The organism is Citrobacter cronae, from assembly GCF_016893685.1.
Lineage (GTDB): Bacteria > Pseudomonadota > Gammaproteobacteria > Enterobacterales > Enterobacteriaceae > Citrobacter > Citrobacter werkmanii.
In genome coordinates this window covers 2,492,479-2,509,120 of the sequence record NZ_CP069763.1, presented here as the reverse complement: position 1 = coordinate 2,509,120, position 16,642 = coordinate 2,492,479, and the positions used below count along the sequence as shown (strand labels likewise).

General features: G+C 53.5%; 16 protein-coding genes. 5 read left to right on the top strand and 11 right to left on the bottom strand.

What is annotated here, in order from left to right:
- Positions 1–19: 19 nt before the first annotated feature.
- Together phoR and phoB are read right to left on the bottom strand one after the other, a co-directional pair.
- Positions 20–1,315, bottom strand: coding sequence for a phosphate regulon sensor histidine kinase PhoR (gene phoR, locus JSN25_RS10585; protein WP_069323942.1), 1,296 nt, complete (start codon positions 1,313–1,315; stop codon positions 20–22).
- 50 nt (positions 1,316–1,365) lie between these two features.
- Positions 1,366–2,055 carry a phosphate response regulator transcription factor PhoB gene (phoB, locus tag JSN25_RS10580; protein ID WP_003021496.1) on the bottom strand — a complete coding sequence of 230 codons (690 nt, stop codon included), beginning with the start codon at positions 2,053–2,055 and terminating at the stop codon, positions 1,366–1,368.
- Positions 2,056–2,245: 190 nt separating this feature from the next.
- Between phoB and sbcD the strand changes: the two genes are divergently transcribed.
- The 3 genes from sbcD (at position 2,246) to araJ (ending at position 7,928) form a co-directional block, all read left to right on the top strand.
- Complete coding sequence (gene sbcD, locus JSN25_RS10575; protein WP_069323940.1) at positions 2,246–3,448, top strand: exonuclease subunit SbcD; 1,203 nt, start codon at positions 2,246–2,248, stop codon at positions 3,446–3,448.
- The gene (gene sbcC / locus JSN25_RS10570; protein WP_204525700.1) at positions 3,445–6,594 is read left to right on the top strand and encodes an exonuclease subunit SbcC; all 3,150 of its coding nucleotides are present in this window, start codon (positions 3,445–3,447) and stop codon (positions 6,592–6,594) included. Before sbcD ends, sbcC begins: the two co-directional genes overlap by 4 nt.
- 164 nt (positions 6,595–6,758) lie before the next feature.
- Positions 6,759–7,928 (top strand): MFS transporter AraJ, encoded by a 1,170-nt coding sequence (gene araJ / locus JSN25_RS10565; protein WP_038643051.1) that lies wholly within the window; start codon positions 6,759–6,761, stop codon positions 7,926–7,928.
- 6 nt (positions 7,929–7,934) lie between these two features.
- Here the strand turns inward: araJ and mak are convergent, their stop codons facing one another.
- On the bottom strand, positions 7,935–8,843 hold the full coding sequence (gene mak / locus JSN25_RS10560) for a fructokinase (RefSeq protein ID WP_085047653.1): 909 nt from the start codon (positions 8,841–8,843) through the stop codon (positions 7,935–7,937).
- A 91-nt stretch (positions 8,844–8,934) separates the two neighbouring features.
- Here mak and rdgC point away from each other — a divergent pair, with 91 nt between their 5' ends.
- Positions 8,935–9,846: a recombination-associated protein RdgC gene (gene rdgC / locus JSN25_RS10555; RefSeq protein WP_003021479.1), complete on the top strand. Its 912-nt coding sequence runs from the start codon at positions 8,935–8,937 to the stop codon at positions 9,844–9,846.
- Between the two features lie 50 nt (positions 9,847–9,896).
- Here the strand turns inward: rdgC and ppnP are convergent, their stop codons facing one another.
- The 5 genes from ppnP to JSN25_RS10530 form a co-directional block, all read right to left on the bottom strand.
- Entirely contained in the window at positions 9,897–10,181 is a 285-nt protein-coding gene (gene ppnP / locus JSN25_RS10550) for a pyrimidine/purine nucleoside phosphorylase (RefSeq protein ID WP_038638136.1), read from the bottom strand.
- 71 nt (positions 10,182–10,252) lie between these two features.
- On the bottom strand, positions 10,253–10,930 hold the full coding sequence (locus tag JSN25_RS10545; RefSeq protein WP_038638130.1) for an AroM family protein: 678 nt from the start codon (positions 10,928–10,930) through the stop codon (positions 10,253–10,255).
- Positions 10,931–11,177: 247 nt separating this feature from the next.
- Positions 11,178–11,369, bottom strand: coding sequence for a protein YaiA (gene yaiA / locus JSN25_RS10540; protein ID WP_038638127.1), 192 nt, complete (start codon positions 11,367–11,369; stop codon positions 11,178–11,180).
- Between the two features lie 26 nt (positions 11,370–11,395).
- Entirely contained in the window at positions 11,396–11,941 is a 546-nt protein-coding gene (aroL, locus tag JSN25_RS10535) for a shikimate kinase AroL (RefSeq protein WP_085047654.1), read from the bottom strand.
- Between the two features lie 185 nt (positions 11,942–12,126).
- Entirely contained in the window at positions 12,127–12,582 is a 456-nt protein-coding gene (locus JSN25_RS10530; RefSeq protein ID WP_038638120.1) for a YaiI/YqxD family protein, read from the bottom strand.
- Positions 12,583–12,730: 148 nt separating this feature from the next.
- Here JSN25_RS10530 and proC point away from each other — a divergent pair, with 148 nt between their 5' ends.
- Positions 12,731–13,540, top strand: coding sequence for a pyrroline-5-carboxylate reductase (gene proC, locus JSN25_RS10525; RefSeq protein WP_038638118.1), 810 nt, complete (start codon positions 12,731–12,733; stop codon positions 13,538–13,540).
- 17 nt (positions 13,541–13,557) lie between these two features.
- On the opposite strand, the gene adrA is transcribed toward proC, so the two are convergent.
- The 3 genes from adrA to phoA form a co-directional block, all read right to left on the bottom strand.
- Positions 13,558–14,673: a diguanylate cyclase AdrA gene (gene adrA / locus JSN25_RS10520; RefSeq protein ID WP_087857028.1), complete on the bottom strand. Its 1,116-nt coding sequence runs from the start codon at positions 14,671–14,673 to the stop codon at positions 13,558–13,560.
- Between the two features lie 91 nt (positions 14,674–14,764).
- Positions 14,765–15,085: a phosphate starvation-inducible protein PsiF gene (psiF, locus tag JSN25_RS10515; protein WP_085047657.1), complete on the bottom strand. Its 321-nt coding sequence runs from the start codon at positions 15,083–15,085 to the stop codon at positions 14,765–14,767.
- A 97-nt stretch (positions 15,086–15,182) separates the two neighbouring features.
- The gene (phoA, locus tag JSN25_RS10510) at positions 15,183–16,598 is read right to left on the bottom strand and encodes an alkaline phosphatase (RefSeq protein WP_038638110.1); all 1,416 of its coding nucleotides are present in this window, start codon (positions 16,596–16,598) and stop codon (positions 15,183–15,185) included.
- Positions 16,599–16,642: the final 44 nt, after the last annotated feature.

Below are 16,642 nucleotides of genomic sequence, written 5' to 3'. Positions count from 1 at the left end.
ATTATCTTACGAATACGCTTTAATCGTTACTTTTGGCCATTAAACGTTCCGGGATGACGAAACTAAATCGCGTCCCTTTGCCTGGCGTACTTTCGATATTCAGGCGGCTATCGTGATGTTGCAGAGCATGTTTCACGATGGCCAGACCCAGTCCACTCCCGCCCGTTTGTCGGGATCGCGCTTTGTCCACGCGATAGAAGCGTTCGGTCAAACGAGGAATATGCTCCGCAGCAATACCAGGCCCATTGTCCTCGACGCTAAATTCCGCCCCGGAGGCAACATGCTGCCAGCGCACGGTGATGTGCGTACCCGCGGGGGTATGGTTCACCGCGTTATACACAAGATTCGAAATCGCGCTACGCAGTTGCTCCTCATTTCCCCGCACGCTCAGGTGGCTATCAATATCAAAAGTAAACGTATGATTATTCTGACTCAGCGTGTGCGCCTCATGTTCAACCACGCGCAGCATCATCGGCACGTCCACCTTCTCATTAAGCAGTAGCGCTGGCGCGGCCTCTATTTTCGACAACGTCAGCAACTGCTTCACCAGCCCTTCCATGCGGTACGTTTGCTCACGCATGGTATGCAGCGCTTTTTCACGCGTCGTTCCTTCCAGCGGATGCTCCTGCATCATTTCCAGATAACCTTGTAGCACCGTCAGCGGCGTACGCAACTCATGGCTGGCGTTGGCGAAAAAGTTACGCCGCGAACCTTCCAGTTGGTGCATCTGGGTAACATCGCGCGCAACCATCAGCAATTGCTTATCGGTATAGGGCATCACGCGAATCTCCAGATGCCGTCCGGTATTGAGCACCAGATTGATTGGCCGACTAAAATCACGCGTTTTCAGATATTGCGTGAATTCCGGGTAGCGCAGCAGGTTAAGTATATTTTGCCCGCTATCGTCCGGCCAGCGCAGTCCCAGAACCTGCTGGGCCAGGCCGTTACACCAGAAAATGCCGCCCTCTTCAGTCGTCAACACCACCGCGTCGGGTAGCGATTCCGCCCCACTGCGAAAACGTTTAATCAGATTACCCAGTTCCCGACGGCGCTTTTTGTTGCGCAGTTGCATTTGATGCAGCCCATACAGCAACGGCTCCCAACTTCCGCGCCCCGGCGGCGGGGTCATGCTTCTGTCGACCCATAACCACCAGGACAAGCGTAATAAATTCCAGAAATGCCAGACAAGCAGGCCGGTTACCGACGCCAGCAAAAACCAGGGCAGGTAACCAAAAAAAGCGCTAAGGATAAACGCCGGTATGCAGCAGAGGATCAGCTCCAGTACCAGCCTTTTCCATGACAATCGTTCTAGCAAACGTCTTACTCCATTAACAGCCTAATCCGTCAGGCCCCTATTCATGTCAGTCAGAAGCGGGTCGAAAAACGATATCCCGTCCCACGAACTGTCTGCACCATACGATCGTGTCCACTGTGCTCCAGCGCTTTACGCAAGCGGCGGATATGCACATCCACTGTCCTGTCTTCCACGTACACATTGGTACCCCAGACATGATTGAGTAATTGCTCACGGCTATAGACGCGTTCAGGGTGGGTCATAAAGAAGTGCAACAGTTTGAATTCTGTCGGCCCCATATCCAATGGATCCTCGCCGGTCATCACGCGATGCGAGGTTGGGTCAAGGCTCAGCCCCTGCATCTCAATAACCTCTTCCACCGCCATGGGGGAAATACGACGCAGAACAGCTTTAATACGCGCCACCAGTTCCTTGGGAGAAAACGGCTTGGTAATATAATCATCCGCGCCAGTTTCCAGACCCCGGACGCGATCTTCCTCTTCTCCCCTCGCCGTCAGCATCATGACGGGAATATCCCGCGTCATCGCTTCGCGCTTGAGATGTTTAATAAACTGTAGGCCCGAGCCGCCGGGTAGCATCCAGTCAAGCAGGACGAGATCCGGCCAGGGTTCATTGAGCTGATTCACAGCACTGTCATAGTCTTCGGCTTCTACGGGTTGAAAACCGTTTTGCTCGAGCACGAAGCAGACCATTTCACGAATTGGAGCTTCATCTTCTACGACCAGAATACGTCTCGCCATGATTTGCCCTGTTTATAATTAAATCGTTTGCCATCAATACGGTGCCATTATGCGTCAGTTTTATGACAGATTTATGAAAAGATAGTCCAGGTTTAACGCAGCCCCGCGAATTATGACAGCCCTTAAACAAGATATTACCGTCCTTGCAGGGTTATAATCCCCGCCACTGTTTTATCGTCATGGAACTCTTATGCGCATCCTTCACACGTCTGACTGGCATCTGGGCCAAAATTTCTACAGCAAGAGCCGCGCCGCTGAACATCAGGCCTTTCTCGACTGGCTGCTGGAAACGGCACAATCCCAGCAGGTGGATGCCATTATTGTGGCGGGCGATATTTTCGATACCGGCTCACCGCCAAGCTATGCCCGTGAGCTGTATAACCGTTTTGTCGTTAATCTGCAGCAAACCGGCTGTCATCTGGTGGTGTTGGCAGGTAACCACGACTCCGTCGCCACGCTCAACGAATCCCGCGATATTCTGGCGTTTCTCAACACCACAGTGATCGCCAGCGCTGGCCATGCGCCGCAGGTACTGTCTCAACGCGACGGCACGCCGGGCGCGATCCTGTGTCCGGTGCCTTTTTTACGCCCGCGTGACATCATTACCAGCCAGGCCGGGCTAACGGGACAAGAGAAACAGCAGCATTTGCTATCGGCTATCACCGACTATTACCAACAGCAATATCATGACGCCTGTACGCTGCGCGGCGACCAGAATCTACCCATCATTGCGACCGGGCATCTGACCACCGTTGGCGCGAGTAAAAGTGACGCTGTACGTGACATTTATATTGGTACGCTGGACGCCTTTCCGGCGCAAAACTTTCCACCAGCCGATTACATCGCGCTGGGACATATTCATCGGGCGCAGGTTATCGGCGGAACAGAGCATATTCGCTACTGCGGCTCGCCAATTGCGCTCAGTTTTGACGAGTGCGGCAAAAGCAAGTGCGTCCATCTGGTGAGCTTCGAAAACGGCAAGCTGAGCGCTGTTGAACACCTCACCGTACCGGTCACCCAGCCGTTGGCGGTGCTGAAAGGTGATTTAGCCGCGATTACCGCCCAACTAGAGCAGTGGCGCGGTGTGCAGCAGGAACCGCCAGTCTGGTTAGATATCGAAATCACCACCGATGACTATCTGCACGACATGCAGCGTAAGATCCAGGCATTAACCGAAGATTTACCGGTAGAGGTGTTATTGGTGCGCCGTAGCCGGGAACAGCGCGAACGTATTATGGCGAATGAACGACGTGAAACGCTAAGCGAGCTGAGCGTGACGGACGTTTTTGCCCGTCGCCTGGCGCTGGAAGAACTCGAAGAATCGCAACGCGAGCGCCTGAATCAACTGTTTAGCACCACCTTACACACGCTTGCCGGGGAGACCGAAGCATGAAAATTCTCAGCCTGCGTTTGAAAAACCTCAATTCTCTGAAAGGAGAATGGAAAGTCGATTTCACGGCTGAGCCCTTTGCCAGCAATGGGCTGTTCGCCATCACGGGTCCAACGGGCGCGGGAAAAACCACCCTGCTGGACGCCATTTGTCTCGCGCTGTACCACGAAACGCCGCGGCTCAATACCGTGTCTCAGTCGCAAAACGATCTGATGACCCGCGACACCGCCGAGTGTCTGGCCGAGGTCGAGTTCGAAGTCCGGGGCGAAGCCTATCGCGCATTCTGGAGCCAGAACCGCGCGCGCAATCAGCCTGAAGGCAACCTACAGGCTCCGCGCGTAGAACTTGCCCGCTGCGCCGACGGTAAAATCCTCGCCGATAAAGTCAAAGACAAGTTGGAAATGACCGCCGAACTTACCGGCCTGGATTATGGTCGTTTCACCCGTTCGATGCTGCTGTCTCAGGGGCAATTTGCCGCATTTCTCAATGCCAAACCGAAAGAGCGTGCCGAACTGCTGGAAGAGCTGACGGGGACTGAGATCTACGGCCAAATTTCCGCCATGGTGTTTGAAAAGCATAAAGCAGCGCGTACAGAGCTGGAAAAACTGCAGGCGCAGGCCAACGGCGTGGCTCTGCTCGCTGCGGAGCAGGTGCAGTCCTTGACAGAGAGTTTGCAGGTACTTACTGACGAGGAAAAACAATACCTTGCAAGCCAGCAGACTCAGCAACAGCATCTCAACTGGCTCATTCGGCAAAATGAGCTACAGGCAGAAATCAACCGTCACCAACAGGCGTTACGGGCCGCTAAACAGGTGCAAGAAGACGCGCAGCCACAGCTGGCGGCGCTGAGTCTGGCACAACCGGCCAGAGCGTTACGCCCGCACTGGGAGCGAATCCAGGAACAAACGGCTACGATAGCGCGTACGCGGCAGAATATTCAGGAAGTGAATACTCGCTTACAAAGCAGCTTAGCGCTGCGCGAGCGCATCCGTCAGCAGGCGCACACGCAGTCGACCGCCTTGCTCGCTGGACAGCAGACGTTAATCGACTGGCTGAACGAACACGATCGCTTCCGCTTGTGGGGCAGCGAACTGGCTGGGTGGAAGGCCCTGCTGGCGCAACACTCCGACGCCAGCGCCCAGCTACACCAGTGGCAGCAGTTACGGGAAAACGACACGCGTAAACTGGATGCGCTGGCGCTTCCCACGCTGACTCTTTCACCGCAGGAGGTCACGGCGGCGCTGGCGCAACATGTGCAGCTCCGTCCGTTACGCCAGCGTCTGAGCAATCTGCATGGGCAAATCGCCCCTAAGCAAAAGCAGCTGGCGCAGTTACGCGCGACGCTGGTGCAACGTCAGCAAGAGCTAACGCAGCGCAACGCGGTGCTTGCCGAAAAACGTCAGCGCTATAAAGATAAAAATCAGCAGCTTGCCGATGTGAGGATCATTTGCGAGCAGGAAGCCCGCATCAAAGATTTGGAAAGCCAGCGGGCATTATTGCAATCCGGCATGCCTTGTCCGCTGTGCGGCTCCACCACACATCCGGCGATTGAGCGCTATCAAACGCTCGAACTGAGTGTTAATCAGGCACGACGTGAAGCACTGGAAAAAGAGGTTAAAACCCTGGCTGATGAGGGCTCAACGTTACGCGGTCAGCTTGAGGCCATAACCCAGCAACTCCAACGGGATGAACGTGAAGCACAGACGCTTTCTCAAGAGGAGCAAGCGCTTACTCAAGAGTGGCAGACAGTCACTACCAGCCTTAACGTGACGCTGCAACCGCAGGATGATATCGCCCCGTGGCTTGCCGCCCAGGAAGAATACGAACAACAACTTCACCAGTTGAGCCTGCGTCATACCCTGCAGGCGCAAATCACGGCGCATACCGGGCAGATTACCCAGCTCCAGCAGCAAATTGACCAGCGCCAGGCGACGTTAACCGCCGAGCTGGCCCGCCATGGACTGTCCCTTCCTGCTGAAGATGACGCTAATTCGTGGCTGAGTGAGCGGGCGAGAGAAGCGCAAATGTGGCAGCAGCGCCAGAACGAACTCTCCGAGTTACAGGCGCGAATAGCTCAGCTCACGCCGTTGCTGGAAACGCTGCCTGAGAGCGATACGCTGTCTGCAAGTACTGAGAATCTGTCGCTGGAAAACTGGCGACAGGTGCATGACGATTGCCTGTCTTTACAAGGCCAGTGGCAAACCTTGCAACAGCAGGAGGCGCAGGACCTACAGCGCGCCGCTGAAATTCAGGCACAGTTTGATGCCGCACTGCAGGCCAGCATCTTTGCCGATCGTGAAGCCTTTGTTGCCGCACTGCTGGATGAAGAAACCTTTAGCCGTCTGGAGCAGTTAAAGCAATCGCTGGAAAAGCAGCAGCAGCAGGCACAAACGCTGCTTAATCAGGCTCAGCAGGCGCTGGCGAGCCATCACCAGCAGTTGCCAACCGGGGCGGATCTCACGCTCTCGGCACAACAGCTTCGCGACACGCTGGCGCAGCTCACCCAGCAGCTACGGGAAAATACCACGCGTCAGGGCGAAATTCGCCAGCAACTGAAACAGGATACTGAACATCGCCAGCAGCAGCAGGCGCTGATGCAGGAGATTGAAAACGTCACGCTGCAGGTTGAAGACTGGGGCTATCTGAATGCGCTAATCGGCTCGAAAGAGGGAGATAAATTCCGCAAGTTTGCCCAGGGACTGACACTCGATAACCTGGTGTGGCTTGCCAACAACCAACTCACTCGTCTGCATGGTCGCTATCTGTTACAGCGTAAGGCCAGCGAAGCGCTGGAGCTGGAAGTGGTTGATACCTGGCAGGCCGATGCCGTGCGCGACACCCGTACGCTTTCCGGCGGCGAGAGCTTCCTCGTGAGTCTGGCGCTGGCGCTGGCGTTATCCGATTTGGTCAGCCACAAAACGCGAATTGACTCCCTGTTCCTCGATGAAGGTTTCGGCACGCTGGACAGCGAAACGCTGGATACCGCGCTGGACGCGCTGGATGCGCTGAACGCCACCGGCAAAACCATTGGAGTAATCAGCCACGTTGAAGCGATGAAAGAACGCATTCCGGTGCAGATCAAGGTTAAAAAAATCAACGGGCTGGGCTACAGCAAACTCGACAAGCTGTTTGCGGTGGGATCAGCATAAATCTCCAGGCCGGAGCCATCCGGCACAATATGTAGCACAATATTGCATACTCAAAGACGGATATGAAATGGCATTCCACTTCGCTTATCCGCAAGCTATCTCTGTTGGCGGCGAACGTTCGCCGCTATGACGCACATCCGGCGTCTTTCTTGTTGGCAGGTGGTATGAAAAAAGTCGTTTTCTCTTTAGCGCTGGGGACATTTGGGCTGGGCATGGCCGAATTCGGCATCATGGGGGTACTCACCGAGCTGGCGCGGGACGTGGGCATTTCTATCCCGGCCGCTGGTCATATGATTTCGTTTTACGCCTTTGGCGTAGTGCTGGGCGCGCCGATTATTGCGCTCTTTTCCAGCCGCTTTTCGCTTAAGCATATTCTGCTGTTTCTGGTCACGCTCTGCGTGATTGGCAACGCCATCTTCACCCTTTCCTCCTCGTATTTTATGTTGGCGGTGGGCAGGCTGGTTTCCGGCTTCCCGCACGGCGCATTTTTTGGCGTTGGAGCTATTATTCTGTCGAAGCTGGCGCGCCCAGGAAAAGTCACCGCCGCCGTCGCGGGCATGGTTTCAGGGATGACCGTTGCCAATCTGATTGGCATTCCCGTCGGTACCTGGCTGAGCCAGGAATTTAGCTGGCGCTATACGTTCCTGCTGATTGCCGTCTTTAATATCGCCGTTATTGTCTCGATAGCTTTTTGGGTGCCCAACATCAGCGATGAAGCGAAAGGGAATCTGCGCGAGCAATTTCACTTTTTGAAAAGCCCCGCCCCGTGGCTGATCTTTTCCGCCACCATGTTTGGCAACGCCGGGGTTTTCGCCTGGTTCAGCTACGTCAAGCCGTACATGATGTACATCTCCGGCTTTTCCGAAGCGCTGATGACCTTCATCATGATGCTGGTGGGATTGGGGATGGTATTAGGGAATCTGTTGAGCGGTCGGCTTTCTGGCCGCTATACGCCGCTGCGCATTGCGGTAATAACCGACTTCATCATTGTACTGGTTCTGCTGCTGCTTTTTGTTTTTGGCGGTATCAAAGCCGCATCGCTGACCTTCGCCTTTATTTGCTGCGCGGGCCTGTTCGCCCTGTCGGCGCCGCTGCAAATTTTGCTGCTGCAAAATGCCAAAGGAGGTGAACTACTGGGCGCGGCAGGCGGACAAATTGCCTTTAACCTCGGTAGCGCAATTGGCGCCTGGTGCGGCGGTATGATGCTGACGCTGGGCTTTGCCTACAACTATGTGACGCTGCCGGCTGCGTTGCTGTCGTTCTCCGCCATGTCATCGCTGCTGATTTACGGCTACCTGAAGCGCGGCGTGCAACAAGTTGCAGCCGCGACGTAAAACAGATTACGCCTGCGGCCACAGCCAGGCCGCACCGCGTACGCCGCTGGAGTCACCATGCAGCGCCTTGCGTAGGGGCGTTTCACACTCGCCGCCAAAGACAAATTGCTTCATCAACGTGGGAACGTTTTGATATAGCCTGTCGACATTACTCATTCCCCCACCCAGTACAATGACGTCCGGATCGAGAATATTCACCACATGCGCCAGCGATTTTGCCAGACGCAACTCATAGCGGCTCAATGCCTGCTCCGCCACCGCATCCCGCACGTTAACCAGATCGATAATGTCGCTGCCCTTGAGCGACTTACCGCTCAGACGCTGGTAGTCGGTGGCAAAACCGGTCCCGGAAATAAAGGTTTCAATGCAGCCTTGCTTGCCGCAATAGCAGGGTACTTCCTGGCGATAACGCAGCTCATCTTCGTCCATCCACGGCAGCGGATTATGCCCCCACTCGCCCGCGGTACCGTTGCCACCCGTGTGCGCCCGACCATTCAACGCCACACCCGCGCCGCATCCGGTGCCAATAATTACCGCAAACACGGTTTGCGCCCCTGCCGCCGCGCCATCCACCGCTTCAGAAACCGCCAGGCAATTGGCATCATTCGCCAGGCGCACTTCACGGTTCAAACGCATACTTAAGTCTTTATCAAAGGGTTGCCCGTTAAGCCAGGTTGAGTTGGCATTCTTGACTACCCCAGTGTAAGGCGAAATTGAACCAGGGATCCCCATCCCCACGGTTCCCGTTTGCCCGGTAGCCTGTTCCGCCATCTCCACCAGCGCGGCAATGGTTTCTATCGTTTGCTGATAATCCTCACGCGGTGTGGGCAGGCGATGGCGAAAAAGCTGCTCGCCTGCATCGCCAAGCGCAATAACTTCCGTTTTTGTACCGCCCAAATCGATACCTATACGCACTGTTTGCTCCTCTTCCCGATTAACAATGCAAGCATAGCGACAATTCGCTATCATGCCCGCTGGATTTAACGACAAGGCCGTGGAAATTATCATGCTGTGGTTCAAAAATTTAATGGTTTACCGTCTTAGCCGCGATGTTTCTTTGCGTGCCGAAGAGATGGAAAAACAGCTGGCATCAATGACGTTCACCCCTTGCGGTAGCCAGGATATGGCAAAAATGGGCTGGGTTCCGCCGATGGGATCGCACAGCGATGCATTAACGCATACCGCCAATGGCCAAATTATTATCTGCGCCCGCAAAGAAGAAAAAATTCTGCCGTCGCCGGTTATCAAACAGGCGCTGGAAGCCAAAATATTCAAACTGGAAGCTGAGCAAGGTCGCAAGCTTAAGAAGACCGAAAAAGACTCGCTGAAAGATGAAGTTCTGCACTCATTGCTGCCGCGCGCCTTTAGCCGCTTCAGCCAAACGATGATGTGGATTGACACCGTTAACGATCTGATCATGGTTGATTGTGCGAGCGCGAAGAAAGCGGAAGATACGCTGGCGCTGCTGCGTAAGAGCCTCGGCTCGCTGCCGGTCGTTCCGCTGACGATGGAAAACCCTATTGAGCTGACGCTAACCGAATGGGTTCGCTCCGGCACAACGGCGCAGGGCTTCCAGTTGCTGGATGAAGCAGAACTGAAAGCGATCCTTGAAGACGGCGGCGTGATCCGCGCGAAAAAACAGGATCTGGTCTGCGACGAAATCGCCGTACATATCGAAGCGGGCAAACTGGTCACCAAGTTGGCGCTCGACTGGCAGCAGCGCATTCAGTTCGTTATGTGTGACGACGGCTCGATTAAGCGTCTGAAGTTTAGCGACGAATTGCGCGATCAGAACGAAGATATTGACCGCGAGGACTACGCTCAGCGTTTTGATGCCGATTTCATCCTGATGACGGGCGAACTGGCGGCGCTGATTAAAAGTCTGGTAGAAGGATTAGGCGGAGAAGCGCAACGTTAAGCCGTGTTTACCGAATGGCGGCTCAATGTCGCCATTCGTCATTTTTACGCTTACAGGTAGCGGCAAAGATAGGATGTTGGCTCTGCCACCTGCAGATGAAACTCGCTGCTGCCTGGTACGTTAAACACGTCCCCTGCGGCATAGACTTTCCACTCAGTTTCCCCCGGCAGCAGCACGTTCAGTGCGCCGCTGACGACCGTCATCTCTTCAGGCGCCGCAGTACCAAAGGTGTATTCGCCTTCAGCCATCACGCCAACACTGGCACGGCCAGTACTGCTGCTGGTAAAACCGATGGATTTTACTTTGCCGGAAAAGTATTCATTACTTTGAAGCATACAACTGGCCCTATCTTGTGATTAAGTTAATAACCAATATAGGGGGCTGGCGTTCCACCTGTCACGCAAAATTACGCAAGCAATTCCGAAGCCAGCCGGGCGATCAGCACATTGGACAGCAGAACCGGGACATCCAGCGATTTTTGCAGTAAATCGCGATGACGTTGATTAAAACCCAGACAATCCAGCATGATCACATCCGCGCCTTGCTCAAGCAATTCTTTACCGGCATCAATCAGTTGTTGTTCGGAACCGTGAATCGGATTCGCCACGGCATACACTGGCGGCGTTTGCAACACCTGCCATTTTTGCGTCTGGGCTTTAAGCAATTCCGTGACGGGGACAAGAACCCCGACCTGATGCCCTTCCACAATCGAGGCGACCAGTGGAGGAATTATACGTAAAGGTTCCAGTAACATACTCTTGCGGGCGGTCAGGCGGGCAATTGAGGCCGTACTCATCAGCAGGATCACGTCAAAGCCCTGATTATCGAGTACTTCTACGATACCTTGGAGTGATCGTTCCACTTTCTGGCGCGAAACATGGGCAAGCTGATGGTCGCTGAGCAGCGTTAAAAGCGGCTCGTCACCGGGAGAGACGCCGTACTCGGCCATCACATCCTCTCGCCGCATCTGCCCCAGCAGACTGTGGTGAGTGATGTGCTGCTCATCAATATATTCCGTCAGGAGCGGTAACACCTCACGCATCGGCACCACGCCAATCGTGAGGATAGCCAACGACGTACCCATTTTTTGCTCCACCGTCTTCTTACTTTGCTGTGAATTCCCGAATAATTGCCGGGCGCTGACCTGTGCTACAAACGCTCAAAAGCGTAGCAGCAGATCGGCGGTCTATTTTGTAAAGATTCCAAATCATTCCAGTACTGTATTGTTATTGTTTAATTTTCAATTTTTACTGTATACGGCGATATTTAAAAAAATGTGATGTACGCCCGTCCTGGCACTTTTCAGACTCGTGCCAGGACGGTGCTTAATATCAGTCTTTATCGGGATCTTCGTAGCGTTTTTTAGCATCCATGGCTTCCTGAGCGGAAGGATGCTCACTGATCAGCGAATTCGGTTCTGGGTGATCGGCGCGAAGTTGATACCAGGTTACCGTCTGGCCTGGCGTCCCCTTTTCAACGGTAACAATGGTTGCTTGACGCGGATAAGGTGGTTTTGTCGGCATAGCTCTTCCTTTTGTCTGAATGAGCTTTAAGTATAGACACCACCCTGTAAGCGTGGCGCTGCCTGCGACAGTATCCCAAGAATGTCGTCCACCACCTGCGAAGGCGGATTGGTCGCATCAACAATATAATGCGCCGCTGCACGGTACAGAACATCACGCTGGGCAAGCACTTCCTCTACTTCTTCAGTCAGCGGCTTGCCGGTTAAGGTTGGGCGCAACCCCTCTTCAGGCGTAGCCTCCAGACGATCAACCAGTACCGATACCGGCGCGCTTAAATAGATAACCACACCGTGGCTACGCATATAATGACGATTAAATTCGGTCAGAATGATGCCGCCACCGGTCGCAACAACCGTTGTCGGAGCCGTGACGGCCTGCAGAGCGGTCGTTTCCTGGGCACGAAACCCTTCCCATCCTTCTCTTTCGACGATTTCCGCTACGGTCATCTGCACGTGCGACTGCAACCAGCGATCGGTATCAACGAACTGGTAATCGACAGCCTTCGCCAGCGCCATACCGATTGTCGTTTTACCACACCCCCGGGGGCCCACAAGAAAAAGAGGTTGCGTCATCACAGAATTTCCCCAGAGAACCGCCGACGAGCGGGATCTGATGCAATTAAAGATATAATCATATCATCAAACTAGTACACCACCAAATCGTAAAGAAAAAATTACACAAACAGTGATGGTGTCAATTAAACCCTACTATAACAAGAATTCACATGGATGAAAGTGTAAAAAATAAATTACAGGTACTATTTTCTGCGCTGAACTTCCAGCCACCACTTATCCAGCTCAGCCGCAAAATGCTGTCGGTCACGGGGAGAAAGGCTATCCGGTCCCCCGGTCTGGATGCCGCTGGCGCGTAGCGTATCCATAAAATCACGCATCATCAGACGTTCTCGGATCGTCGCTTCGGTATAACGTTCGCCGCGTGGATTAAGCGCTGCCGCCCCTTTTTCAATGGCTTCAGCAGCCAGCGGAATATCCGCCGTGATCACTAAATCACCGGCGCTACATTGTCGTACAATCTCGTTATCAGCAACGTCAAACCCGGCGGGAACGCGTAATGTACGGATAAAACGCGAAGACGGGACGCGCAAATTCTGGTTCGCTACCAGAATAAGCGGCATCTGCATGCGCTCAGAGGCGCGGTATAAAATTTCTTTAATCACGTTCGGACACGCGTCGGCATCCACCCATATTGTCATAATCTCTCCCCAATCGTGTGTAATCGCGCATTGTCTCGTGCTTTTACTTGCAGGCAAAGTGCTGTTTCTCCTTCTGCACATATTCATTCCGCGCTAAGCTTAGCTTTCCCAGGTAAAACAATGAATATCATCCATAGGGAGTGACAAGATGGACAAAAAAATTGGTTTTATCGGCTGCGGTAATATGGGCAAAGCAATTCTTGGCGGCATGATCGCCAGCGGCCAGGTTCTCCCGGGACAAATCTGGGTTTATACCCCTTCCCCCGATAAAGTCGCTGCGTTGCACGACCAGTATGGCATTAATGCAGCGCAGTCTGCGCAAGAAGTCGCGCAAATCGCCGACATTGTTTTTGGGGCCGTAAAACCAGGCATCATGATTAAGGTACTGAGTGAAATCACCTCCAGCCTGAACAAAGACTCTCTGGTTGTCTCGATTGCCGCTGGTGTTACCCTCGATCAGCTCGCCCGTGCGCTGGGTCATGATCGCAAAATCATTCGCGCAATGCCTAATACCCCGTCACTGGTTAATGCCGGAATGACCTCCGTCACGCCGAACGCCTTAGTAACGCCGGAAGATACGGCCGACGTACTGAATATCTTCCGCTGCTTTGGCGAAGCAGAAGTGATTGCAGAATCGATGATTCACCCGGTTGTCGGCGTCAGCGGTTCTGCACCGGCCTATGTCTTTATGTTTATCGAAGCGATGGCGGACGCCGCCGTGCAAGGCGGTATGCCCCGTGCGCAGGCATATAAATTCGCAGCGCAAGCGGTAATGGGCTCGGCAAAAATGGTGTTGGAAACGGGTAAACATCCTGGGGAACTGAAGGATATGGTGTGCTCGCCAGGCGGCACCACTATCGAAGCGGTACGCGTCCTGGAAGAACGCGGTTTTCGTTCATCAGTGATTGAAGCGATGGTTAAATGCATGGAACAGTCAGAAAAACTCAGCCGATCCTGAGTTAATATCACCGGACGTCAGGCCGCCGCTTCGGTGCGGTTACGTCCGGAATTCTTTGCTTTATAAAGCGCCATATCCGCCGATTTTAACCATTCCCGATAATGCTCAGTTTCAGAAGTCAGCGGCGCTACGCCAACGCTAATACGTAAGGCGACCTGCGGAGCGCAGGATAAACGCAACTGACTAAGTCGTTCATGCACGCGCGACATGGCCGCAATTGCGCTGGTTGCGGGCGTACCACACATAATCACCGCAAATTCATCACCACCAAAACGGCCAATCACATCGCTACCGCGTAAAGTCATCTGCAACTGGCGGGTCAGCGCGACAATAGCCTGATCCCCGACGTCATGACCCCAGGTATCATTGATGCTCTTGAAATGGTCGATATCAATAATAAGCAACGTGGCATCACGCTGATAGCGGCGGCAATTATCAAATTCATTGCGTAGCAATAACTCCCAATGACGTCGGTTATAAACGCCGGTCATCCCATCTCGCGTACTCATCACCTGTAAGCGGCGTTTATGTTCCGCCAGCTTGATGATCGTCTGATAGCTGACCCAGGCAAACAGCAGCGGGTACATCACCAGTACCGGCAGTGATAACATCACGCTCAGTTGACTGCTGCTAACAGCGACGGGAATATCGGTTAACTGTAACGTCACCAGGCATGACACCGCCATCAACACGACGCCCGCGAGGAATACTCGCATTCCCCCTGCGCCCATCAGGTTGATGCAAGTAATCATGAGCAGCGCCGTGGACGGCAACAGGTTTGCCCCCATAATTCCCAGCCACATACCGGCGAGGATGGCATCGGCTTTTAAATTGGTAAATTCACTATGCAGAGGATCGTCTGCTTTACTTGCCAACTGCCAGGCCAGATGTGGCCAGACAAATGCCCATCCCACCAGTAACAGCCACCAGCCGCCAGTAATAGGCTGGGAAACTAATACCGACGCGATAGGGAAAAACATCCCCCCCAATCCCACCGCTCGCGGCAGCCTGATCCGTCGGGCAAATCGCAGACCGGAACGTTGGTGGTCGTTTTGATGAAGTGATATAAACGCTTCATCCGCGACGACCTTCTTTTGGAAAAAGTTTTCATCATTCATCGTATTTGGGAACATTCTGAAACAAATTTCCCAAATTATAGGTAGGGGTCTGCTGGCGGGAGTATGAAATTTCGGGTGAGCGTTTTTACCTGCTCACCCGTAAGTGCTACGCAGCTTTTTTCAGGCAAGCGCTCATAAACTTGTTACGATCGTCGCCTTTCAGTGACTGCTCCGTCGCCTTGACGTTGCATTCACGCATCTTCTGCTGCTGTGGGGTTAAACTCTTTTCCTCAGGCGCAGATTTGCTGTTTTTCAGGCAATCACTCATATACGTCTTTCGCGCATCCCCTTTTAAGGCCTGCGCCGTTGCCTGCTGATTGCAGGTGGTCATACGCTGTTGTTGCGGGGTTAACGTCTTCTCGGCAGCACCGACGGTAGTTAAAAAAATCAATCCAAAGAGCAGCGTCATTAATAATGTAATTTTCATAGCACCATCCTTTTCTGAACGACGACACACAGCTAAGTTTGGCTGCTAACGATAAAAATACCACCCGGTGGCAAAACTATTGTCACCGGGTGTCGGATTATTTCAGTCCTAACGCCGCTTTCATGGTGTAAAACAGATCAGTTTGATCGGTCAGACCGACCACATTCGCCGCATGCGGGCCATAAGCGGCGATGCGCAACTGGCTACCGGTGTGCTCCTGAGATTCCTCTTCAGAATTGCCGTAGCTGATGACCATCACCGCGCCATCTTTGGTGTTCAGTGCCTGAGTCAGACCAGGCGCTTTAGTATCAGGCGCGACAATCTGGCTGGCATGCGCGTGGTCAGCGGTTACCACCACCAGGGTGTTGCCGTCTTGCTTCGCAAAGGCAAGCGCGCGCTGTACCGCTTCGTCCAGATCAACCGTTTCACCAATCTGTCCGCACGGGTTGGCGGCGTGATCCTGTTTATCGATGGATGCCCCTTCAACTTGCAGGAAGAAACCTTTCTCATTTTTGCTTAACAGTTCAATCGCTTTATCCGTCATCTGCGCCAGCGTCGGTACGGTGTCATCACGCTTTGGATTTGGCGTACAGGTCACCGCTGGTTTATCCAGATTCCCATGATAGGACGCTTTCGGACCTTCCCAGCGTACCGGCATGTTGCCGTCGGAGAACAAGCCCAGCAACGGCTTATCCTGGTTAGCTTCGGTAATCGCAGCCAGCGTCGCGGCATCACTTACCATCTGATAACCGCGCGCCAGGGCTTGTTCACGCAACGTTTTACCCTGCCACTCCCCTGCCGCAGCGGTTTCGGCAAACGTTTTTGCCCCACCGCCCAACGTGACGTCAGCCCGGGCATTCAGCAATTGTTCTGTAATTGACCCTTTGCCGCCTTTTTCCAGGGCATTGGTTGGGCATTTTTCACGGGTCACGTCAGGGCCATAGCACTTACGTGAAGTCACATGAGCAACCAGTGCCGCTGGGGTTGCATCCTGCAATTCAGCGGTAGAAACGTTGCCCGTCGCCAGACCTGCCGCTTTTGCCATTTCCAAAATTGTTGCGTGATCTTTTTCATGTATATCAACGCCCAGCGCGCCATTGTAAGTTTTAACCCCGGTGGTCCACGCCGTCGCTGAGGCCGCTGAGTCCGTCACATAATCCGGCTTGCCCGTTTTCTTATCTAACGCATAGTGCGTGTATTGTCCGGTCAACGGTAAGGCATCAATACCTTTAAAAAAACCGCCCGCGCCTTCGGCATAATTTCGCGCTGCCGTTATTTCAGAATCGCCCATCCCATCGCCAATAAGTAAAATGATATTTTTGGCAGGTTTATCGTTCAGAGATTCGCGTAAAGCCGCCGTTTGATCGGCTGACAATCGGCGGGCGCCGCCTGGCGTGGTGATATCACCCTGAGCGGCACGATTATCCATAACCGCTACGGTAGATGTTTCTGCATTAATAATCGGGGTAAACAGCAAAGGTAACAGGGCAATAGCGAGTGCGCTTTGTTTCACTTTATTTTCTCCATGTATAAATACGGTAAAATTAAAACAAAGCG